Raw genomic sequence first — 21,543 nt, 5'->3', positions numbered from 1 at the left:
CCACTCTCTTCCCCCCCCCTCCCCCACCCCCCCCCGAAATCCTACTCCCCACCCCCCCCCCCGTTGCTGTATTGGATGCTAGCTGCTGATGTCGCCGCTCTTGCGGAAGGCGTTGCGGCGGGCGTGCTCGTGGACGCGGCTGAGGGCCTCGATCTGGGACCTGGCATCGTCCGCGAGCGCCGTGAAGGTGGCCTTGTCGAGTCCGAGCTCGGGCGCCAGTTCTTCCAGGGTCTGCCAGCCGCCGAGTTTTCCCAGGATGGCGGCGCGCATCAGCTCGGCCTCCAGCACCATGGTCATCGGGGAACGGCTCACGATCCGGCCGTTCAGCTTGAGCCGGCCGGCATGCTCTGCCAGCCAGGCGGCGGCCTGGCGGTGCGGGCGCTGCCGGATGCCCAGGTCGCGGAGCAGATCACGGAGCTGGTCCCGTTCCCGGGTCACTTCGGCGCTGACCCGGGAAATGTCCGCGGACACCGGGGTGTCGGCGAAGGCCTCGGTCATGCGCTGGAGTCGGGAGACGCCGGCGGTGGCGCCGGTCAGGTGATCCGAGAGATACAGGCCGAGGAGCTTCCCGTCGATTGAACCGGGGATGTGCGGTGCCATGCTTCCTCCAGGGTGCCGTTGCCGGAGCGTTTCGGTTGTCCGCCAGCCTACCCCAGGGTGTGCCGGGGCCCCAGCGGCCCCGGGGGGTGCCGCGGCCGCCCGGGCCTAGAGCTCCTGGCGGTAAACCAGCAGTTGGATGTCGGTGCCCGGCACGATCCAGTCACGCTCGGGGGCCCGCTGGAAGCCGGTCTTGAGATACAGCCCGTGGGCGCTTTCCCAGGTCAGGCCCGTGGTTAAGGCCACTGCGTGGATCCCGGGCAGCGACCGGGCATGGTCGATGATGGCGTGGACCATGGCTTTGCCGGCGCCGCTGCGCTGGACGGCCGGGTCCACCACGAGCATCCGGAATTCCAGCTCGTCGCTCCGGGCGATGTCGGCATAGGGTTCGCCGGCAACGGCCAGGGTCACGGAGCCGACGACGCTGCCCGCGCGTTCGGCCACCCAGATCGTGGCCGATGCGGCGCGCCGGGCCACGTCCTGGATTTGCCGCATGTACGGGTGGTCGGCGCTCGCAAAGTAGCCCGCGGCCAGGTAGGCGTCCCGGGTGATGCGCGCGATGGCGTCGAAGTCGGCCGGAGTGGCAGGGCGAATGATGATCTGGGGATGCACCTGTCCATGCTACGGGCGGTCGCCCCGGATGGGCCGCGGAACAGCGTCTTCCGTGACTGAACTATCAGACCGGCGCCGTGGCCGGCGTCAGAGCGGGAACTTGCCCGAGAGTTCCAGCGTCCCGGCGCAGGTCCAGGCCGAGAGGCGTTCGTCGTCGGAGGGGCCGCCGGCCAGCGGGCTGGTGAGCCGCGGGCGGCGCACCCAGCAGCCGGCCTCTTCGGCGATCAGGGCGCCGGCAGCGAAGTCGTGCTCGTTCAGGCCGCGTTCACCGTAGGCGTCGTGGGTGCCGTCCGCCACGAGGCAGAGGTCCAGGGCCGCGGAGCCGAGCCGGCGGACGTCGGCGAAGCCGTTCATGATGCCGGCCAGCCCGGCGGCCTGTTCGGCCCGGACGGCCGGGTCGTAGCTGAAGCCGGTGGCCAGGATCTGCCCGGTGCGCCCGGGGGCCGGGCCGGACAGCGGCGTCACCCGGCCCGCTTCCTCGAGCCAGGCCCCCTGGCCGCGGAGCGCGTAGTACCTCCGGCCCAGGGCCGGGGCGTGCACGACGCCGGCCAGCCAGACGCCGTCGGGGTCCGCCACGGCCACCGACGTGCCGTAGTAGACGATGTTGCGGATGAAGTTGGTGGTCCCGTCGAGCGGATCGATGGACCAGCGGTAGCCGCTGGGCCTGGCCGGCAGGACGGTGCCGCCTTCCTCGCCGGTGATGGTGTCGAACGGCCTCGCCGCGGTGATCACGTCCCGCACGGCGGTTTCCGCTGCGAGGTCGAAGGCGGTGACCCAGTCCCCGGAGTCGCCCTTGTTGCTGACGTCCAGTTCGGCCGCGTTCCGGCCGGCCAGGACCGCGGCCCCGGCTGCTGCGGCCCGCTGCGCAAGGTCCAGCAGCTCGGCCGGGAGTCCGGCGGTCCGGTCAGGGGTGCCCGCCGTCATCCGGTCACCACTTCCTGGTGGTCTTCCTCGGCATCGTCACGGGCGCCGTCACCGGCGTCGACCTTCCCGGCCTCCGCGGAAGCGCCCTCAGCGCCGGCCGCCGCGGCCGCCGCGGCCGGGGCCAACACGCCGTCGGCGGGGCCGTTGGCCAGCAAGGCGCGGAAGCCGTCCTCATCCAGGACCGGCACGCCGAGCTGTTCGGCCTTGTCCAGCTTGGTGCCGGCGTTCTCGCCGGCCACAACATAGTCGGTCTTCTTCGAGACCGAGCCCGACGCCTTGCCGCCGCGGACCAGGACCGCCTCCTTCGCCTCGTCCCGGCTGAAGCCCTCCAGGCTGCCGGTCACCACGATGGTCAGTCCTTCCAGGGTCCGGGGCATGGACTCGTCGCGGTCGTCCTTCATCCGCACGCCGTCCGCCGCCCAGCTGTCCACGATCTCACGGTGCCAGTCCTCGGTGAACCACTCGGTCAGGGCGACCGCGATCACCGGCCCGACGCCGTCGACGTGCGCGAGCTCCTCCTCGGACGCCTGCCGGATCGCGTCCATGCTGCCGAACGCCGTCGCGAGGGCCCGGGAGGCCCGCGGGCCGACGTGCCGGATCGACAGCGCCACCAGGACCCGCCAGAGCGGCTGGGTTTTGGCCTTTTCGAGCTCGCGGAACAGCTTCTCCGTGGTGGCGGTGGGCCTGGACGGTGTCTTGGCGGTGCCCTTGCTGTAGAAGTACGGCACCAGTTCGTACTCGCCGGTGGCCACGCCCTTGGACCGCTTTTCCCGCCGGATCCGCACGTCGGCGAGGTCGTCGGGCGTGAGCCGGAACAGGTTCGCCTCCGTGGTCAGCGGCGCGGTGTCCGGCTCGGCCGGCTGGGTCAGCGCGATCGCGGCTTCCCAGCCGAGGGCCTCGATGTCGAAGGCGCCGCGGCCGGCGAGGTGGAACACCCGTTCGCGCAGCTGCGCCGGGCAGGACCGGGAGTTGGGGCAGCGGATATCCACGTCCCCCTCCTTGGCCGGCGCCAGCGGGGTGCCACAGGCAGGGCATTCGGTGGGCATCACGAAGTCGCGGACCGGCGGGTCCTGCTGCTCGCGGAGGGCCAGGACCGGCCCGACGATTTCGGGAATGACGTCCCCGGCCTTGCGCAGCACTACGATGTCGCCGATTTTGACGCCCTTGGCCTTGACGACCTCCTGGTTGTGCAGGGTGGCCATCTCAACGGTGGAGCCCGCGACCTTGACCGGTTCCATCACGCCGTACGGGGTGACCCTGCCGGTGCGGCCGACGTTGACCGCGATGTCCAGCAGTTTGGTGTGGACTTCCTCGGGCGGGTATTTGTACGCGACGGCCCAGCGCGGAACCCTGGAGGTGTAGCCGAGCGCGCGCTGGGTGGCGAAGTCGTCGACCTTGACGACGATGCCGTCGATTTCGTGGCTGAGGCTGTGGCGTTTGTCGCCGTAGCGGGTGATGAATTCCAGCACGTCCTTGAGCCCGGGGAGGACCTCGAAGTACGGGCTGGTGGGCAGCCCCCACTCGGCGAGCTGCCGGTAGGTATCCGACTGGCTGACCGTGTCGAGTCCTTCGCGGGCGCCGATGCCGTGCACGTACATCCGCAGCGGGCGCTTGGCGGTTTCCGCCGGGTCCTTCTGGCGCAGCGAGCCGGCGGCGGCGTTGCGGGGGTTGGCCAGCGGCGCCTTGCCGGCCTCGATCAGGGCCTCATTGAATTCGGCGAAGGCCTTGGACGGGATGAACACCTCGCCGCGGACTTCCATCTCCGCCGGGAAGCCGGCCCCGCTGAGCTGCTGCGGGATCTCCTTGATGGTGAGGACGTTGTGGGTGATGTCCTCCCCCGTGGTGCCGTCGCCGCGGGTGGCGGCCCGGATCAGCACACCGTCGCGGTAGAGCAGGTTGACCGCAAGCCCGTCGATCTTGAGTTCGGTGAGCCAGGCCGGCGTCCCGTTGCCGAGTTTGGCGATGTTGGCTTCGGCCTTGGCGATCCAGGCCTCCAGTTCCTCAAGGGAAAAAACGTCCTCCAGGCTGTACATCCGCTGCAGATGTTCGACGGCGGCGAACGCGGCGGACACTTCGCCGCCGACCTCCTGGGTCGGGGAATCGTTGGCCACCAGCTCCGGATGCATGGCCTCGATTGTTTCCAGCCGCCGGTAGAGTTCATCGAACTCGGCGTCGGAAATGATCGGGGCGTCCTCCTGGTAGTACGCAAAGCGGTGCTTGCGGACCTCCTCGACGAGGACCTCGTACTCTTCGCGCACGGCCCCGGAAGGGGTCTGTGCTTCGGCGTCTGCTGCAGTGTTCGCTGTGCTCACAGACCTATCCTGCCCTAGATCACCGACAATGTCCGGTCAGGATTCCCGACGGCGTCCGGGCCGGTTTCCCGGGCGGGGGCTGGGGCTCCGTGGCCCACAAACGGGCAGCGGCCGCCGCGGCACCGAATTCATCGGCTGCTGCGGCGGCCACCGGACCGTGACTTTCTGCTCGGAAATGGCGGACCTTTTACTCGTACATGGCAATGAAGCGGCCGACCACGCCGCCGGCGCGCAGCTTGTCGATCGCGCCAGGGATGTCCGCCTGCGTGATGAGGTTCATCGGCGGGTTCAGCTGGCCGGATTTCATCAGCTCATAGATCCCCTCAAGGTCTTCCCGGGTGCCGGATTTGGAGCCCTTGATGGTGAGCTGCTTGATGATCAGGGGGTAGGTGTTGATCGTGGACTCGAGCCGGCCCATGCCGACCTGCACGAGGGTGCCGAACTCGGCGAGCGTCTCGATGGCGGCGGAGGTGGTGGTGCCAAATCCGGCGTAGTCAACGATGAGGTCGAGGTCCTTGTCCTTGAACGCTTCGATGGAGTCGGCGACGCCCGCGAGGCCGATCTCGTCGGCGAGTTTCTGCGTCTCGGGATTCACCTCGGCGCCGTAGACCTCGGCCCCGGCCAGCACGGCCACCCGGGCGCCGATGTAGCCGAGCCCGCCCAGCCCGATCACCCCGACTTTCATGCCCGCCTTGGCGCCGCCGACGGTCATGATGGCGTGGTAGGAGGTCAGGCCGGCATCAGTCGCCATCGCGCCCAGCTCGAAGGAGACTCCGTCCGGAAGCCTGACGAGGTTGTCCGGGGTCGCCAGCAGCCTCGGGCCGAAGCCGCCGTCCCACTTGCCGTAGCCGATTGCGTCGCCGTCGCCCATCACCGGGGCCAGTCCCACCCGGTCGCCAACTTTCCACTGCTCCATGCCTTCGCCGACTTCGGTGATGACGCCGGCGTTCTCGTGCCCCATGGTGCGCGGGAGGTGGGGGAAGAGCGGCATCCAGCCGGCGTCGTCCAGTGCGGTCACGTCCGAGTGACACACTCCTGCGGCTTTGACCTCGACGACGACCTGTCCCGGACCCGCGTGCGGCTCTGCGACCTCATTGAGCTCCAGCGCTTTGTTCGTGCCGGTGAACTGCCATGCCTTCATGTGTCGACTCCTTGGATGAAGTTGGGGTGGGCTGCTCGCGCCGGCAGGGCTGCGGGACCCGTGCCGGACACGATACTGGCACTCTACGCCTCACTGCAGGCGTGTCCGGAGCACGGAGGAAACTCCCGGAGAACGGCCGCTTAACGGGCTATGGCCGTTGCAGCTCCCGAGTTCCGGGTGTTGCAACGGCCATGGCCCCCGGGTGTGCCCGGGCTTCGCTGGACTTGGCCTAGCGGGAAGCGTTTTCCTGCTCGGTGGCGTTGCGGCTGGCCTGCTTGCCGGCCTCCTGCAGCGCCTGGGAAACCTTCGCCAGCGCGGAAACGTGCTGGCCGTTCCACTCGCTGCGGAACTTCTCGGCGTCCGGGCCCTTCCAGTCGGTGCCCTCGAGCACCTTGGTCAGCAGCGACTTCTGCTTGTCGATCTCCGACGAACCTGCCTGCAGCTTCGTCCCAAGAGTCTTGAGCTGAGCAATGTCTGCACCCCAAATAGCCATGCGAAAATCTCCTTCAGTAAGTGAAACGGACCCGAGCCATGCCGGCGTCCCCCAAACGGCCCCCGGCTGTTCCCGGAAGTCCATTGCCTCGAACCTATCCTGCCCGCCGGAGGACTGTCGATGGGCACACCTGCCCATCCGGCCGTGTCGGTGTGTCAGCTCGCCGGCATCAGTTCAGGGCGCCGGGGTCCCGCCCTTGGCCACGGGCGGACGGTTCTGCCGCAAGCTCATGGCAGCGGCGAAGATGGCAGCGGCAGCGGCCGATGCCGCCATCGCGTACGCCATCGCCGTGTAGGTGCCAAGCCAGGCTGCCAGCAGGGGGCCGGCGGCCGGGGCGATGGCGGTGACCGCCGTCAGCGGGGCCGCGAAGACTCCCTGCAGGGTGCCCAGGTTCCGGGTTCCCCAGCGGTCACCTACGATCGTGGCCTGCAGCAGTGTCTGGCACCCGCGGACCGCTCCGGCGAGCATTCCCGCCGCCGTCAGCACCGGGACCGGGCCGGGCAGGGCCGCCAGTAAGAGGACGGCCGCGGCTGCCGTTCCGGTGATGACCGGTAGCCGGTAGCGGGGCGGGATGGCGCCGAACAGCAGCCGGCCGCCGACCTGTCCGGCGCCGACGAGACCGAGCCCGAGCGCAGCGGTGGCGTAGTCGGCCCCCTTCTCCACGAGCAAGGGAATGAAGTTCAGCGTCACGGTGTACAGGCCAAGACACAGGAGGACCATGAGCGCCTGCAGGCCGAGGAATTCCGGGCTTCGCCGGACGTTCCGCGCCGTCGCGTGGCGGGCTGCCGCCGGGCTGCCGGCGGCGGCGGGGGCCCAGCTCCGGTTGAGGTAGCGGGCGTGCAGCGGCACGGTAATGAGTCCCATGATCCCGGCGAGGATCAGGAAGGCCCCTCTCCAGCCGAACGCGGAGGTCAGGGCGGCGGTGACGGGGGCGAAGATGGTGGACGCGAACCCGGCGACGAGGGTGAGGACGGTCAGGGGACGGACGCGGTCGGGTCCGTACCAGCGGCTGATGACCGTGAAGGCGGGCTGGTACAGCACGGCGGCCTGCGCGGTGCCAGCCAGCAGCCAGGCCGCAAAGAACACGGGCAGGTTCGGTGCCAGCGCCACCAGGACCAGGGCCAGGACTCCGACGAGGGATCCGCTGATCATCAGCGTGCGCGGCCCGGCCCGGTCGAGGATCCTGCCGACGGCGATCCCGGCCGCTGCGGAGACCAGCAGGCCTGCGGAGAAGGCCCCCGTCACGAGGGCGGGATCCCAGCCGGTGTCCGCGCTGATGGGGTGGACCGCCGCGATCAAGGCATAGTAGAGCGCGCCCCACCCGGTGGTCTGGGTGATGCACAGCGCGGCGAGGCCGCCACGCGGTGCACCCTCCGCGGCGAGGATCCGGGTGGGGGCGGCTGCGGGCACGGTCAGTTCCCGGTGAGCTCCGCATACAGCTTCTGGACCCGGGCCTTGATGTCATCCCGGACCAGGCGCATGCGTTCCATCCCTTCAATGCCGCGCTCGGAGGGCTCGTCCGTGTCCCAGACTTCGAGCCGTTTGCCTTTCGGTGCTTCCACTTTTGCCTCGTTGCCCAGGACGATGACGACGTCGGCCGCGTTCAGTACGTCGTCGGTGACGGGTTTGGGGTGTTCGCCGGTGATGTCGATGCCAAGTTCCGCCAGCGAGTCCACGGACTGGGGGTTCAGCGATGTACCAGGCTTGGTCCCGGCGGAGTGCACCGTGACGGTTCCGTGTGCGAGCTGGTTCATCAGTCCGGCGGCGAGCTGGGACTTCCCGCCGTTCTTGCTGCAGATGAACAGGACGCTGGGGGTTTTCGTGGTCTCGGTCATGCGTTTGATTCTTCCTTGTTTGAGCCGGGGGTGGTGAGCAGTGATGCTGCCAGCGCCCTGACCCGGTCGTGGAGCTCATCGCGGATGATCCGCACGGCCGCAACGGGCAGCCCGGCCGGGTCCGCAAGCTCCCAGTCCTCGTAGCGTTTGCCGGGGTAGATCGGGCAGAAGTCGCCGCAGCCCATCGTGATCACGACGTCGGCGGCGCGCACTACGTCGTCGGTGAGCGGCTTGGGGTAGTCCTTGGTCAGGTCCAGGCCCATTTCGGACATCGCCTCGACGACGGCGGGGTCCAGTTCGGCGGCCGGCAGGGAACCGGCGGAGCGGACGCGGATCCGGCCCTTGGCCTCGACGGTGAGCAGGGCTGCGGCCATCTGGGACCGTCCCGCGTTCTGCACGCAGACGAACAGCACTTCGGGGACTTCGGAGGCGACGGCGCCCTTGGATTTGGCCAGGGCGTTGAGCCGGTCGTTGGCGAAGTGTTCGGTGGTGGATGGCAGGTAGGTTTTGATCTTCGCGGTCCGGGCCAGGGCGGTGTAGGACTCGAAGACGTAGCGTTCGACCGTCTCCGCGGCGAACACGCCGGCGAAGCGTTCGGCCAGGCGGGCGCTGATCCGGTGCAGGAGTTCGGTGTTGTCCTGCAGGCCCAGACTGTATTCAGGGTGGTCGGTCATGTCAGCACTCCAGTGTGGTCGGTGGACGAAAGCAGGAGGTAGCAGATCAGTTCCCGCCGGAGCGGCCGTGGGCCAGCCCGGTGGGGAACCCGACGAGGACCGGTTCGGGCGCTCCGCAGCAGCCGCCGGAGGTTTCGGCGACAATTCCTGCCGGTACGGCGGCGGGGACGTCGCAGCTGGTGCCGATGTCCGAGGAGCAGACGCCGGTTTCGGGGAGTTCGAGCTGGACCGCGTCGGCCGCTTCCTGGTCACCGGCCAGGGCGGCGGCGACGGAGCGGACCTGTTCGTAGCCGGTGGCGAGCAGGAACGTGGGGGCACGGCCGTAGGACTTCATGCCGACGATGTAGAAGTCCTGCTCCGGGTGGGCCAGCATCCTGGCGCCGTGCGGTTCGACGGTGCCGCAGGAGTGGAATTCGGGGTCGATCAGCGGGCCGAGCTCCCGCGGGGCCTCGACGCCGGGGGCCAGTTCCAGCCGGAGTTCCCGGAGGATGTCCAGGTCGGGGCGGAAGCCGGTGGCCGGAACGATCACGTCCGCTTCGAGGGTGCGGCCGTCGGTGGAGGTCAGGGTGACGGCGCCGCCGGCCGCAGCGAGGGCGGCGATTCCGAACCCGGTGTGCAGCTCCACGGCGCCGGATTCGACGAGGCGACGGAGCCGGCTGCCGAGCTGGCCGCGCGCGGCGAGGCCATCGGCGTCGCCGCCGCCGTAGACCTTGGCGGCGGATGCGCCGCGGATCGCCCAGAGGATCCTGGTTCCGGGTGCCTGGGTTGCGAGTTCGGCGAGGTTGATCAGGGTGTTGGCGGCGGAGTGGCCGGCGCCGACGACGAGCGCCGTGCGGCCCTCGAAGCGGTCGCGGTCCCGGCCCAGGACGTCCGGCAGTGGCGAGGAGATCCTGCCGGCGGCGGCGGCTTCGCCGAGGGCGGGCAGGCCGGAGGTTCCGAGCGGGTTGCGGGTGGACCAGGTGCCGGATGCGTCGATGACACCGGCGGCCTGGTAGTCGCTGACTTCGCCGTCGGCGTGTTCGACCCGGACCACAAAGGGTGTGCTGTCGCGGTCGCGGCTGTGGGTCTTGTCCATGCCCAGCCGGGTCACGGCGACGACGCGGGCGCCGGTGTGCAGGCGGGATGCGATCGCGGGGAGGGCGGCGAGCGGGGTGAGGTAGCCGTCGATGAGTTCGCCGCCGGTGGGCAGCGCCGTCGGCTCCGGTGATTCCCAGCCGGTGGCGGCGAGCAGGCGGACCGCGGCGGCGTCGGTGTTGTACTGCCACGGGGAAAAGAGCCGGATGTGGCGCCACTGTTCGATGGCGGCGCCCGCCGTCGGGCCGGCCTCGAGAATCAGGGGTTCGATGCCGCGTTCGAGCAGGTGCGCTGCCGCGGCGAGGCCGACGGGCCCGGCGCCGATGACAACTACGGGAAGGATTGTGTTTACAGCCATGGGTTCCTCTGTTTCATCCGGCAGGGTGGTGGTTCATTGGCAGGGGCCTGCCGGTCCTTTGCGGGACCGGCAGGCGGCGCAGGAGTTGCTCAGCAGCAGTCAAGGTCGTTGTCGCAGCAGTCCTGGCTGGCGTCGGTGCAGGTCGAATCGGTGCAGCAGTCGGTATCCATCAGCTCACCTCCTCCCGTCAGCATGGGTCAGGCGTGGGTGGGTTCCTCGACAAGGGCCGTGGCGATGCTGTCGGCGTCGTCGAGTGCGGCGAGGTAGCGTTCGGCGTCCAGGGCGGCGGCGCAGCCGGTGCCTGCGGCGGTGATGGCCTGGCGGTAGCGGTGGTCCACGGCGTCGCCGCAGGCGAAGACACCGGAGAGGCTGGTGACCGTGGTGGGCGAGTCGACCTTGATGTAGCCCTCGGCGTCGAGGTCAACCTGGCCGTGCAGCAGTTCGGTGCGCGGCACGTGGCCGATCGCGACGAAGATGCCGGTGGCGCCGTGTTCCCGGGTTTCGCCGGTACGGGTGTCGGTCAGCGTGACGCCGGTGACCTTGGCATCACCGTGGATGGCTGTCACGGCCGAGTTCCACGCGAAGCTGATCTTGGGGTTGTCCTTGGCGCGCTGGGCCATGATCCGGGAGGCGCGGAGCTCGCCCTTGCGGACCACAACGGTGACGGTTTTCCCGAAGCGGGTCAGGAAGGTTGCTTCCTCCATGGCCGAATCGCCGCCGCCGACGACGATGATGTCCTGGTCGCGGAAGAAGAAGCCGTCGCAGGTCGCACACCAGGAGAGGCCGTGGCCGCTGAACTTCTTCTCCTCGGGCAGGCCGAGTTCCTTGTAGGCGGAGCCGGTGGCGAGGATGACCGCCGGTGCTTCGTGCGTCTCCCCGGCGGCCGTGACGATGCGCTTGAGGTGGCTGGTCAGCGTCACTTCCGTGACGTCGTCGAACACCACCCGGGCGCCGAATTTCTCGGCCTGCTGCTGGAGCCCGTCCATCAGCTCGGGGCCCTGGACGCCGGCGGGGAAGCCGGGGAAGTTTTCCACCTCGGTGGTGTTCATCAGGGCACCTCCGGCGGTGACGGCTCCGGCGAGAACGAGCGGCTTCAGGCCGGCCCGGGCGGCGTAGATTGCGGCGGTGTAGCCGGCGGGGCCGGACCCGATGATGATCAGCTGTTCAGTCATGGTCGTGCTCCTACTTGGCGGCGGGGATGAGGGAGGCGATCAGGTCCTCGATGCGTGCCTTGATGTCGTCGCGGATCGGGCGGACGGACTCGACTCCCTGGCCGGCCGGGTCCTCGAGTTCCCAGTCCTCGTAGCGCTTGCCCGGGAAGATCGGGCAGGTGTCACCGCAGCCCATGGTGATCACGACGTCGGATTCCTTCACGGCCTCGGTGGTCAGGACCTTGGGAATCTCGGCGGACATGTCGATGCCGACTTCGGCCATGGCCTCGACGGCGGCCGGGTTGACTTTGTCGGCGGGCTGGGAGCCGGCGGAGCGGACTTCGATGGCGCCCCCGGACAGGGAGGTGAGGAAGGCGGCGGCCATCTGGGAGCGGCCGGCGTTGTGGACGCAGACGAACAGAACGGAAGGCTTCTTGGCGGTTTCGGTGCTCAAGGGGTTCTCCTGGAATCGGTTAGGTGTTGGGTGGTCTGGCTGGGGTCGTCGTGCCCGCTCCGCACCGCTCAATGAAACATTGAAGATGGTCGATACAGAGAGTATCGGACAATGGATTGATGGTTGTCAATATTGGGGGGCCGGCGGGTTCAGGCGGCGAGAATGCGCGGTGCGAGGTCGTTGATGCGGTGGGCAATGTCGGCGAAGGCGTGCTCGAAGGCCTCCTCGGTGCCCAGCCGCAGCGGATCCGGCACCGACCAGTGCACTCCGCCCAGTCCGGCGAGCTCCTCATGGGCGTTGTCGCACACCGTCACCATCAGATCCCCCGCCACCGCCACGGGGTCCAGCTGGCGGGGAGGAAGGTCGGCCAGGTCCAGGCCGTGACGGCGGGCGACGTCGATGGTCCCCCGGGCAATCCGGTCAGCGGGATGCGTTCCCGCCGACCCCGACGGGATGTCGCTGACCTGCTGCCAGAGTGCGGCGGCCAGCTGCGAGCGTGCACTGTTTCGCGTGCAGACAAACAGGACGCGGCGGGCCCCGCGGCCAGCCCCTGGCACCAACCCGCCCAGGGCGCCGGCAGCAAGCCGGAGGTAGCTCCGGCGCCTGTCGGCCTCGGAGCGGTGGCGGGTTGCCAGCCCGGCCTCTTCCAGGACGCGCAAGTGGTGGGACAGCAGATTGGACGGCATCCCCAGCTCTGCCTGCAGCTCCGTCGGGGAGAAATCACCCAGGGTGAGCAGGTCAACGATGCGCAGGCGCCCAGGATCGGCGAGCGCCGCGTGCCTGGCCACCCGCGCCTGAAAGCCGTCCATTGTCTCAATAGTCATTGGTTCAATTTTGACTGAGTCAATCCTTTCAGTCAAGCTGTTTCCATGACTTCCAACCAGCCGCCGCTCTGGCGCCGTGCCGTCGCAGAACTACTCGGCACCAGTTTGCTCGTGACCATCGTCGTCGGCTCCGGGATCGCCGCGCAGCAGCTCTCCCCCGGTGACACGGGCCTGCAGCTCCTGCAGAACAGCACCGCCACGGTGCTGGGCCTGACGGTTCTGATCCTGGTGCTCGGGCCGGTGAGCGGCGCGCATTTCAACCCTGCGGTTTCCCTCGCCGACTGGATCCTGGGCCGACGCGGCGGCACCGGCCTGACCCTGCCGGAGCTTGGCACCTATGTTGTTGCCCAGACCGTCGGCGCGGTCGGCGGCAGCGTGCTCGCGAACGCCATGTTTGAGGTGGGCACCTCCATCTCCGCCAAGGATCGTGCCACCCCGGGCCATCTGCTCGGTGAGGTTGTCGCGACCGCCGGGCTCGTCCTGCTGATTTTCGCCCTGGCCGCCACCTCCCGCGGCGCCCTCGCCGCGCCGGCGGTGGGCGCCTACATCGGCGCCGCGTACTGGTTCACGTCCTCGACGTCGTTCGCGAACCCGGCCGTGACGGTCGGCCGGATGTTCAGCGACACCTTCGCCGGCATCGCACCGGCATCGGTTCCCGGCTTCGTAATGGCGCAACTGGTCGGCGCTGCGGTAGGCCTTGGCCTCCTCCTCGTCCTGTTCCCCGCAGCGGCCCGCACCGCGGACGACGTCGTCCTCCCGCACAGGTCCGAACCGGCCGGCCGCTAACCACCGGTCCCCCGGGGCTGCGGGCCAGTGCCACGCCACGCCACGTACACATTGATGAATGTCAATGTGGGGGCATAATAGGTACATGAACTTGCTGCCCACCCTTGAGCCGGTCACGGATGAATCCTGCTGCGCCCCCGCGGGAGTGCCCGTCCTGGGCGCTGAGGAGGCGAAGCAGAAGGCCCTCGTCTTTAAGGCGCTGGCCGATCCCAACCGGCTGCGGCTGATCTCCATCGTCAAGGGCGCCGACGCCGGGGAGGCCTGCGTCTGCGACCTCACCGAGCCGCTGGAGCTGGGGCAGCCGACCGTGTCGCATCACCTCAAGATCCTGGTCGACGCCGGCCTGCTGCACCGGGAAAAGCGCGGCACGTGGGCGTACTACTCCCTCGTCCCCGGCGCCATCGAGCAGACGGCCGGCCTCCTGGCCTCCCTGTAAGCCACAGTTTTGTAAGCCACAGACCTGTAAGCCACAGTTCGTCCCCGGCATCACAGGACCGCAACCACGGAGGACACCATGCCCACCGAAACTCCCGCCACCGAGGACCGGCTGCGTGCCATGCTGGAAAACGTCCTGGCCGCAACCGCCAACACACGGCAGGCGATGGACGCTCCGGGTGACGAGAACTGGGTGCAGGACGGCGAGTCCGATGCCGAATACCTGCGGGCGATCCAACGGGACACGATCGCCAAGCTGGACGCCACCGCCCGGGACATCGAAGCTTTGCTGGCTGAGCGCCCGGACAGCTAAACCGGCCGCGCCGGAGCCCCCGCCGCAAAAGCGCCGGGGGGCCGGTCCATGTCAGGCAGCTCGGTCCACGTCAGGCCGGCAGGGAGCTGAGGGCGGTCAGGGCCGACAGTTTCTCTTCACCGGTGGGCTCTTCGGGCAGCAACGGAATCAAAGCGACCCGGTCCGTCAGCGTGTGCACCTTGGTGATCTGTTCGATTTCGCCCGCGGCGCGGGCCCGCAGGAACGGTGTCCGCGGGTGCGCGGCGGCGATCGAGTTGTTGATGACCCAGGCCCAGGGGTAAATCCCTGCCCTTTCCAGGTCATCCTGCAAACCGTCGGCCTCGAGCACCGGTGTCGTTTCGGCAAGCGTAACGAGGACAACCTTGGTCTGCGCCGGATCCTGAAGCCGCATCAGGGGCGTCACGATCCCCATGGTGTCGCCGACCTGGCGGGAGATCTCCCGGTGGTAGGAACCGGTGGCGTCCAGGAGCAGCAGCGTGTGGCCGGTCGGTGCCGTGTCCATCACGACGAAGTGCCGGCGGGATTCCTGGACCACCCGGGAAAACTGCCGGAACACAGCCACCTCGTCCGTGCACGGGGACAGCAGGTCCTCGGCGAGGGCCGCACGTCCCGCATCGTCCAGATTCCGGCCCTTGGTCTCCATGACATGGCGCCGGTATTCCTCAATGGCGGCTTCCGGGTCAATGCGGGAAACAGTCAGGCCGGGGATGGCCGTATTCAGTGTTTCGGTGAGGTGCGCGGCCGGATCAGTGGTGGTGAGGTGGACCGCATGCCCGCGCTTGGCGAGGGCGACCGCGATGGCGGCGGCGACGGTGGTCTTCCCGACCCCGCCCTTGCCCATGCACATGACGAGGCCGTGACCGTCGAGCTCCACTTCGTTCACCAGGGCAGCCAGCGGGGCGTCGGCAACCTCGGGGACCAGCGCGTCGTCGGTGATACCGGCGCCGGACGTGGCCGAGAACAGGGACTCAAGGGCCGGAATGCCGACCATGTTGCCCGGCTTCAGCTCCAGGACATCGCGGGGCAGGCCCGCGACGGCGTCGGGAATGGCAGCGATGGCCGCGGCCTCCCTGGCGCGCAGGGCCTGCGCCAGCTCCTCCTCACCCGCGGCTTCCGGCAGGACGCCGTTGACGACGACGAAACCGCCGCCGATGCCGATCTGGTTGAGTTCAAAATAGGTCCGCTCGATCTCGCTCAGTGACGAGGTCTGCGCCCGGCTGACCAGGACAAGCCGGGTCCTTTCCGGGTCGGTGAGGGCCTGGACGGCCTGGGCGTACACCTGTTTGTGCTTCTCGAGTCCCGACATCGGGCCCAGGCAGGACGGATCGCCCTTGCCGGCCGCCAGGAAATCGGTCCACGAGCCAGGCAGCTGCAGCAGGCGGATGGTATGGCCCGTCGGGGCGGTATCGAAGACCACGTGGTCATACTCCCGGTAGGAGCTGTCGTCGGTGAGCAGGTTGGTGAACTCGTCGAAGGAGGCGATCTCCGTGGTGCAGGATCCTGAGAGGCTCTCGGCGATGCCGGCCAGTTCAGCCTCGGGCAGGAGTCCGCGGACCGGTCCGATGATCCGCTCCCGGTAGGCCTCGGCTGCCTGCTCGGGGTCTATCTCCAGCGCAAAGAGCCCCGGAACATCCTCGATGGGGGTGATGGTGTTGCCGATGGTCAGGCCGAAGACCTGCCCGACGTTGGAGGCGGGATCGGTGCTCACCAGCAGGACGCGTTTACCGGCCTTCGCCAGGCTGAGCGCCGTCGCGCACGCCACGGAGGTCTTGCCCACACCGCCCTTGCCGGTGAAGAAGAGGAACCTGGGTGCGTTGTGAAGAAATTTCACCCCGTGACCTAGCAGCAGCTCGTTGAGCCGCCACAGCAGCCGCCGGACTTTTCGCTCAGGCCAAGTTCCGGGCGGGAGTGCGGCTCCACGCGGGCGTCATCGAGTCCGGCGTACCCCAGCAGCTGTCCCCGGCTCGGGTAGGTGCCGGTGGCGACCGTGACGCCGTCGACGATGGTCAGCGGAAGGCCCTTTGAGCCGACCAGGTGCATGAACCCGCGCACCGTCTTATCCTCGGCGAAGGCGGTCGGTTCGCTGGCGAGGTTGTGGCGGGCAATGTTGGCACCGAGGCCCTGGAGATGACGCACGTCCGCGGTCACGTCCACCAGGGACTGGTCCACATCGGGGCCACAGACACCGGTGTCACAGCAGAGAGCGGATTCGTAGATGCGGATGGCAGGCATGTGGTTCTCCTTGGCATTCGTGGACAGCGGTCCCTTCAGTGTATCGATAATTATCGATGGACTGAAGTGGCGCCGGGAGTGACGTTGGCGACCCGCTTTCGTTTAGTTCCGCTTCCGCTGCGTTTCGGGCCCTTAGTTCCGCTTCTCGGGAGGCAGCGCGACCTGGATCTTGCGGACCTTGCCGCGGCCCACGATGTAGCCGCGGCCCGGGATGAAGTCGGTGCCGATCCGGCCCAGCGAGGTGCTGAGCAGGCTGTCGCCGTCGATGTCGCCGGGGTTGAGCAGCAGGCCGCGGCGGCCGGATTTGAACGGCTGCGCGAGCGACCAGGCCGAGGACCAGGTGGACGTCTCGGATTCGCCCACCACCCACTGTTCGGCCTTGATCGATGCGGTAACCAGACGCTCGATTCCGGCTTCCGCACCGGTGTCGGTGAATTCGGTCAGGCCCTCGATGAAGATGGCGAGCTTGCCCGGCGTGCCGGTGGAGTAGTCCACCAGCTCATCGATGGTTTCCTCGACGTTGTCGGCGCCGACCACGGAGCGGTCCCAGAGCTTCAGGGCCGCCGCGGTGGAGCGCCGGGAACCGATGTACACCAGTTCGACGCCGGGGTTGGACCGGCGCAGCGCGTAGGCCAGGGTCACCAGGGCCACGGTGCGGCCGGAGCCCGGCGGACCGGCGAGCAGCAGCGGGCCCTTGGCCAGGATTTCGGCCGGCTGGAGGGTCTCATCGTCGACGCCGATCACCGGGAGGTCCGGGCTGCCGGCGGGCAGGATGTCGAGGTCGATCTGATCCGGCAGCCGTTCGATCTGCGGGGCCGGTTCGACGCCCTGGCGCAGCATGGCCTCGCTGAGCTTGTGCACTTCGCGGGCCTGCACGGCGAGGTTGGAGTTGCCGCCGAGGACCGCGAGCTGGACCTCGAGGTTGCCCAGCAGGCCGCGGCCCGGAGGCGAGGCCGCCCCCAGGACGTCCTTGGGCACATCCATGGACAGATAGTCGTCCTCGGAGGAGAGCCGCAGCACGAGCCTGCGCTGGATCGAGGCGAGCAGCGACGCGGGCACCGAGTTGGGCCGGTCCCCGCTGACCACGAGGTGGATGCCCAGCGGACGGCCGTCCGTGGCGAGCTGCAGGAAGATGTCCCAGAGCGCCGAGAGCTTGCTGTATTCGTACGCCTCGCGGAAGGCTGACATGCCGTCCACCAGCACAAAGATCCGCTTTTCCTCGGGCAGGTTCGCCAGTTTCCGGTATTCCACGATGGTCGACGCGCGGACTTCGGAGTAGCGGGCGGACCGGTCGTCGGCGAGTTCCCGGAGCCAGCGCAGCAGCCGGCCGACGCGTTCGACGTCGTCGCCGTTGATGATCTCGCCGACGTGCGGGAGTTCGTCGAGCATTTTGAGCCCCGAGGAGCCGCAGTCGATGCCGTACACGTGGACCGGCCCGCCGCGGGGGGTGACCGCCGCGGCGATCGCGATGCCACGCAGGGCCGCGGACTTGCCGGAGCCGCCGGTACCGTAGATGGCCATGTTGCCGTCCCGGTCCGGCTCGTAGAACACTGTGGGCTGGTCCTGGTGGGCCGGGTTGTCCGCGACGCCCAGGAGCAGCCGCTCGTCGGTGCGGGGGTTCGGCAGCAGGGAAAAGTCGTAGCTCGTCGCGAGCTCATCGAGCCAGGGTTTGCGCGGCGGTTCGAGCGAAAGCACGTCGGCGGCCCGGATGATGTTGGCCGTCATCCGGGAGATGTCGTTGGGACCGGCTGCGTCCTCCTGGACCGGGACCTCCGGGGCCGGCGCGGCCCAGGCGGGGCCGGAGCCGAAGGCCATCTCGACGATCTCGATCTGCGGGCGCTGCGGCTTTTCCGTGGTCCAGCCGCCGGCGTAGCCGGTCTGGAAGCCCTGGATCCTGCCGGGGCCGGTCTTGGCCGCGCCGCGGCCGGGGATCGAGGGGTCAAAATAGGCCGCCGTCGGCACGCCGAGGATATCGATGGCGTCGTCCTCGTCGGCCATCCGCAGCGCCACCCGCAGGTTGGTGTTGGCGCGCAGGCTTTCCTTGATCACGCCGGCCGGTCGCTGCGTGGCCAGGATCAGGTGCAGGCCGAGGGAACGTCCGCGGGCGGCGACGTCCACTACGCCGTCGACGAACTCCGGAACCTCGGTGGCGAGGGCGGCGAACTCGTCCACGATGATGATCAGGTAGGGCGGCGCTTCCGGGTCAGCTTCGCGCTGGAGCTCCAGCAGGTCCTTGGCCTTCTTCCGGTTGAGCAGCCGTTCCCGGTAGTGCAGCTCGGCCCGCAGCGAGGTCAGCGCCCGGCGGACCAGGTGCTGGGAGAGGTCGGTGACCAGGCCCACGGTGTGCGGCAGGTGCAGGCAGTCCGCGAACGCGGCGCCGCCCTTGTAGTCCACAAACAGGAAGCTCACCCGGTCGGGGCTGTAGGCGGCGGCCATGCCCATCACCCAGGACTGCAGGAATTCGGACTTGCCGGCTCCGGTAGTGCCGCCGACAAGGGCGTGCGGGCCCTCGTTCTTCAGGTCCAGGTAGAGCGGTTCGATGCCCTTGGAGCCGACCAGGGCCCGCAGCGTGCCGTTGTCCTTGCGGTTGGGCACGGCGGAGGCGCGGACCGAGTTGTTCTCGGTCCAGCGTTCGGCCACGGCCGCCGGGCTGTCCAGGAAGTCCTTCCCGATCAGGGTGGCGTAGGAGACCGCGCGCGGCAGGTCGGAGTCGTCCTCCAGCGGCTTGCCGACGTCGATGACCGGTGAGAGCATCCGGGCGAGCTGCGCGGCGAGTCCGGCGTCGAGGCTTTCGCAGCTCACCGGGAACGTGTGCCGGCCGAGCCGGACCTGCCCGGTGGTGGTTCCGTGGTCGCCGTCGACGGCCATGAAGTCCCGGCACGCGGCCGGCAGCTGCTGGACCGAGGTGGCGACCCACATGACGTGGACCCCGGAGTCCGGGCCCCGTTCCAGGACCCGGGTGAGCCGGCCGCGGTCCACCGGTGCGTCGTCCTCGACGACGAGCAGCACGGTGGGCAGCAGCGGTCCGGGCAGCTCAGAGCTGAGCGGGTCGACGCCGGGCCGCAGGGCCGGACGCGGGGTCTGCGCGCCGGCTTCGCGCTGGTCAATCAGGTCCTCGAGCCGGGAGAGCAGGGCCGAGCCGCCGGCCGGGCCGGCGGCAAGGTGGTCGCCGCTGAGCGGGCTGTGGCCGGAGCCGACATGCGGGAGCCACTGCAGCCATTCCCAGCGTTCCTTCGACTGCGCCGAGGTGATGGCGGTCAGGACAACTTCCGCGGGCGAGTGCAGCCCGACAAGCTGCAGGACCATGCCGCGGGCCACGTCGTCGACGAGGCCGCGGGAGCCGGCGAGTCCGAAGGAGCCGGCTGAGCGCAGTTGCGAGACGATCGGCACGCCCTCGATGTCGCGGAACTGGGCCTGGCACTCCTGGATTTCGAGCATGAATTCGGCTTCGGTGTCGTTGCTGTTGGGCTCCTCGAGCTGGATCCGCGAGGGCGAGGTGCCCAGGCCGAAGCGCAGGCCCAGGAAGCCGGTGTGCTCGGGCCGGTGGGTCCAGAGCAGCGGGCCGAGCTTGTAGATCGAGTCGACGGTGTCGCTGACGGAGGGTGCTTCCTGCAGCCGGACCGAGCGTTCGACGTTCTGCAGCCGGGTGATGTCGGCGCGGAAGACGGCCATCGATTCGCGGAACTGCTTGAGCTGTTCCTTGCGTTCCCGCTTGGCCTGCAGCTTCTGGTCGACGTAGTGGCCGATGATGAACAGCGGCATCATCATCATGAAGATGACGGAGAGGACGTTCTGGGTGACGGCGAACAGGATGCCGCCCATCATCAGCGGCGCGAGCAGCATGATGTAGGGGAAGGCGTGGTGTTCCTGGCGTTTGGGACCGGCCGGGAGCATCCGTTTCTGCTGCTCGAAGCGCGGCACCACCCGGGGTGAGCGGTTGAAGTCGATCAGCGGGGAGGTCGGCGCGGAGCCGTGTCCGGTGCCGAGGGACACGACGGAGACGGTCGTGTCGCCCAGCGCCACGGTGTCCGAGGAGTTCAGCGTGGCGCGGGTGACCGGCAGGCCGTCCATCAACAGGCCGTTGGCCGAGTTGGTGTCGACGATCTCGACCGTTTCGCCCACCGTGATCCGGGCGTGCCGCTTGGAGGTGAGCGGGTCGGTGAGCCGGATGTCGACGTCGCGGTCCCGGCCGATATAGCTGGTACCGGAGGGCAGCGAGAATTCCCGTCCGACGTCGGGCCCGGACAGCACGCGCAGCGTTGCCGCCGCCGGCCCCCGGCTCGCTCCGGGGGTCGCGAACTGCTCGCTCAGCTGGGTCAGCGAGACGATGGAGCCCGGCCGCAGACCGGATTCCAGCAGGTTGTCCTTGCGGTCCAGGATACTGCCCTTCATGCCGCCGGCGGCGAAGGCTTCCTCGATGCTGAGGGACAGGTTCGACGGCGCCGCGGTCCCCCGCCGCGCCGGATCGGCCACCCAGAGCTGCGTGGCGATATCCGCCACGGTGGCGAGTCCATCCACCGTGACGGCGAGGTCTTTGGCGTCGGCCGGGTCACGGCGGAGCGTCAGTCGGATTCTCACGCTTCGTCGGCTCCGTTCAAGTCGCCGGCACTGGGCTGCGCGGTTTTGTGCTCCCCGAGCAGGTGCAGGTCGGCGGCGGTCACCAGGTGGGAGGTGACCGCGTGTTCCACCAGCCTCGCGCGGCGGTTGGTGGCGAGTTTGCCGCCGCCGCCGCGAAGGCCGGCGACGCCGACCTTATCCAGTTTGTCGCACACGTTGTCCAGCTTTCTGTTGAACCGGGTCAGGGCCCAGCCCAGGGTTCTGGCGGCGTCGGCCGAGGAAGGGATGGCGCTGAAGCCGGTTCCATCGCGGCGCAGCATGGGTTCGGCGAGGGCCACGATCAGGGCCTTCTGCGAGTCGGTGAAGATCACCGGGCCGATCGTGGTGTCCCCGCTGCTGTCCTCATCGCGGGATTCCTGCCGGAACGCGGGGGTCCGCAGGTGCACGGCGAACTCGTACGTGGTGGGACCGGCCGTGAAGATGACGTTGGTGAGGCTGAAGACGAGCGGAAGCCGGGCGCCCGGCGAGAGCCATGCCTGCATCCCGCCGGAGGCGTCGGCGATGGTCGCGGAGAGCATGCTGCCGACGTTGCTCAACCACCAGATGCCGTCGTAGCGGGCGATCTGCAGGAACTGCCGGTGCAGGTACGGGTTGTCGTCCACCTCGAGGTCGCCTTCGCGGCCGATGCTAAAGATGTCCTCGTCGGAGGGCTCATGCCACTCGCCGCAGAAATCTATTGCCAGATCCCCCATTGTCGTGCCTTTCTCCGAA

Annotated in this window: 20 protein-coding genes; 3 read left to right on the top strand and 17 right to left on the bottom strand. The window is 68.9% G+C overall.

Translation table 11 applies throughout. The annotated features are described in order from the left end of the window. Positions 1-78 precede the first annotated feature (78 nt). The 13 genes from AC50YM_RS18290 to AC50YM_RS18230 all read right to left on the bottom strand — a co-directional run bounded on the left by AC50YM_RS18290 (position 79) and on the right by AC50YM_RS18230 (position 12,449). Complete coding sequence (locus tag AC50YM_RS18290; RefSeq protein ID WP_494958373.1) at positions 79-600, bottom strand: hypothetical protein; 522 nt, start codon at positions 598-600, stop codon at positions 79-81. Between the two features lie 105 nt (positions 601-705). Continuing rightward, positions 706-1,209, bottom strand: a complete 504-nt coding sequence (locus AC50YM_RS18285; RefSeq protein WP_494958372.1) for a GNAT family N-acetyltransferase — start codon at positions 1,207-1,209, stop codon at positions 706-708. Positions 1,210-1,296: 87 nt separating this feature from the next. Then, entirely contained in the window at positions 1,297-2,133 is an 837-nt protein-coding gene (locus AC50YM_RS18280) for an inositol monophosphatase family protein (protein WP_494958371.1), read from the bottom strand. Further along, positions 2,130-4,445, bottom strand: coding sequence for an NAD-dependent DNA ligase LigA (ligA, locus tag AC50YM_RS18275; protein WP_494958370.1), 2,316 nt, complete (start codon positions 4,443-4,445; stop codon positions 2,130-2,132). Before ligA ends, AC50YM_RS18280 begins: the two co-directional genes overlap by 4 nt. A 187-nt stretch (positions 4,446-4,632) precedes the next feature. Beyond that, complete coding sequence (locus AC50YM_RS18270; protein WP_494958369.1) at positions 4,633-5,586, bottom strand: zinc-binding dehydrogenase; 954 nt, start codon at positions 5,584-5,586, stop codon at positions 4,633-4,635. A 229-nt stretch (positions 5,587-5,815) separates the two neighbouring features. Continuing rightward, positions 5,816-6,079: a hypothetical protein gene (locus tag AC50YM_RS18265; RefSeq protein ID WP_494958368.1), complete on the bottom strand. Its 264-nt coding sequence runs from the start codon at positions 6,077-6,079 to the stop codon at positions 5,816-5,818. 174 nt (positions 6,080-6,253) lie between these two features. Next, positions 6,254-7,489, bottom strand: coding sequence for an MFS transporter (locus tag AC50YM_RS18260; RefSeq protein WP_494958367.1), 1,236 nt, complete (start codon positions 7,487-7,489; stop codon positions 6,254-6,256). 2 nt (positions 7,490-7,491) lie between these two features. Further along, complete coding sequence (locus tag AC50YM_RS18255) at positions 7,492-7,914, bottom strand: arsenate-mycothiol transferase ArsC (protein ID WP_494958366.1); 423 nt, start codon at positions 7,912-7,914, stop codon at positions 7,492-7,494. Further along, a complete protein-coding gene (locus tag AC50YM_RS18250; RefSeq protein ID WP_494958365.1) occupies positions 7,911-8,588 on the bottom strand; it encodes an arsenate reductase ArsC in 678 nt (225 codons plus the stop codon). The genes AC50YM_RS18255 and AC50YM_RS18250 overlap by 4 nt, the downstream gene beginning before the upstream one ends. Positions 8,589-8,634: 46 nt before the next feature. Next, the gene (locus tag AC50YM_RS18245) at positions 8,635-10,020 is read right to left on the bottom strand and encodes an FAD-dependent oxidoreductase (protein ID WP_494958364.1); all 1,386 of its coding nucleotides are present in this window, start codon (positions 10,018-10,020) and stop codon (positions 8,635-8,637) included. A gap of 197 nt (positions 10,021-10,217) precedes the next feature. Further along, a complete protein-coding gene (gene trxB / locus AC50YM_RS18240; protein ID WP_494958363.1) occupies positions 10,218-11,192 on the bottom strand; it encodes a thioredoxin-disulfide reductase in 975 nt (324 codons plus the stop codon). 10 nt (positions 11,193-11,202) lie between these two features. Beyond that, entirely contained in the window at positions 11,203-11,625 is a 423-nt protein-coding gene (locus AC50YM_RS18235; protein ID WP_494958362.1) for an arsenate reductase ArsC, read from the bottom strand. A 149-nt stretch (positions 11,626-11,774) separates the two neighbouring features. Continuing rightward, positions 11,775-12,449 carry an arsenate reductase/protein-tyrosine-phosphatase family protein gene (locus AC50YM_RS18230; RefSeq protein WP_494958361.1) on the bottom strand — a complete coding sequence of 225 codons (675 nt, stop codon included), beginning with the start codon at positions 12,447-12,449 and terminating at the stop codon, positions 11,775-11,777. Between the two features lie 45 nt (positions 12,450-12,494). Between AC50YM_RS18230 and AC50YM_RS18225 the strand changes: the two genes are divergently transcribed. The 3 genes from AC50YM_RS18225 to AC50YM_RS18215 all read left to right on the top strand — a co-directional run bounded on the left by AC50YM_RS18225 (position 12,495) and on the right by AC50YM_RS18215 (position 13,983). Beyond that, positions 12,495-13,235 carry an aquaporin gene (locus AC50YM_RS18225; protein ID WP_494958360.1) on the top strand — a complete coding sequence of 247 codons (741 nt, stop codon included), beginning with the start codon at positions 12,495-12,497 and terminating at the stop codon, positions 13,233-13,235. An 85-nt stretch (positions 13,236-13,320) separates the two neighbouring features. Further along, positions 13,321-13,671: an ArsR/SmtB family transcription factor gene (locus AC50YM_RS18220; protein ID WP_494958359.1), complete on the top strand. Its 351-nt coding sequence runs from the start codon at positions 13,321-13,323 to the stop codon at positions 13,669-13,671. A 78-nt stretch (positions 13,672-13,749) separates the two neighbouring features. Then, positions 13,750-13,983 (top strand): hypothetical protein, encoded by a 234-nt coding sequence (locus tag AC50YM_RS18215; RefSeq protein WP_494958358.1) that lies wholly within the window; start codon positions 13,750-13,752, stop codon positions 13,981-13,983. Positions 13,984-14,053: 70 nt separating this feature from the next. Here the strand turns inward: AC50YM_RS18215 and arsA are convergent, their stop codons facing one another. The 4 genes from arsA to AC50YM_RS18195 form a co-directional block, all read right to left on the bottom strand. Then, positions 14,054-15,814, bottom strand: coding sequence for an arsenical pump-driving ATPase (arsA, locus tag AC50YM_RS18210; protein WP_494958357.1), 1,761 nt, complete (start codon positions 15,812-15,814; stop codon positions 14,054-14,056). A gap of 8 nt (positions 15,815-15,822) precedes the next feature. Beyond that, positions 15,823-16,215: an arsenite efflux transporter metallochaperone ArsD gene (arsD, locus tag AC50YM_RS18205; protein ID WP_494958356.1), complete on the bottom strand. Its 393-nt coding sequence runs from the start codon at positions 16,213-16,215 to the stop codon at positions 15,823-15,825. A gap of 132 nt (positions 16,216-16,347) precedes the next feature. Further along, positions 16,348-20,793, bottom strand: a complete 4,446-nt coding sequence (locus AC50YM_RS18200) for a type VII secretion EssC family protein (RefSeq protein WP_494958355.1) — start codon at positions 20,791-20,793, stop codon at positions 16,348-16,350. After that, the gene (locus AC50YM_RS18195; RefSeq protein ID WP_494958354.1) at positions 20,790-21,524 is read right to left on the bottom strand and encodes a hypothetical protein; all 735 of its coding nucleotides are present in this window, start codon (positions 21,522-21,524) and stop codon (positions 20,790-20,792) included. Before AC50YM_RS18195 ends, AC50YM_RS18200 begins: the two co-directional genes overlap by 4 nt. Positions 21,525-21,543: the final 19 nt, after the last annotated feature.

This window comes from Pseudarthrobacter sp. RHLT1-30-1 (assembly GCF_059383415.1).
This window is presented reverse-complemented; position numbering and strand designations above follow the sequence as displayed.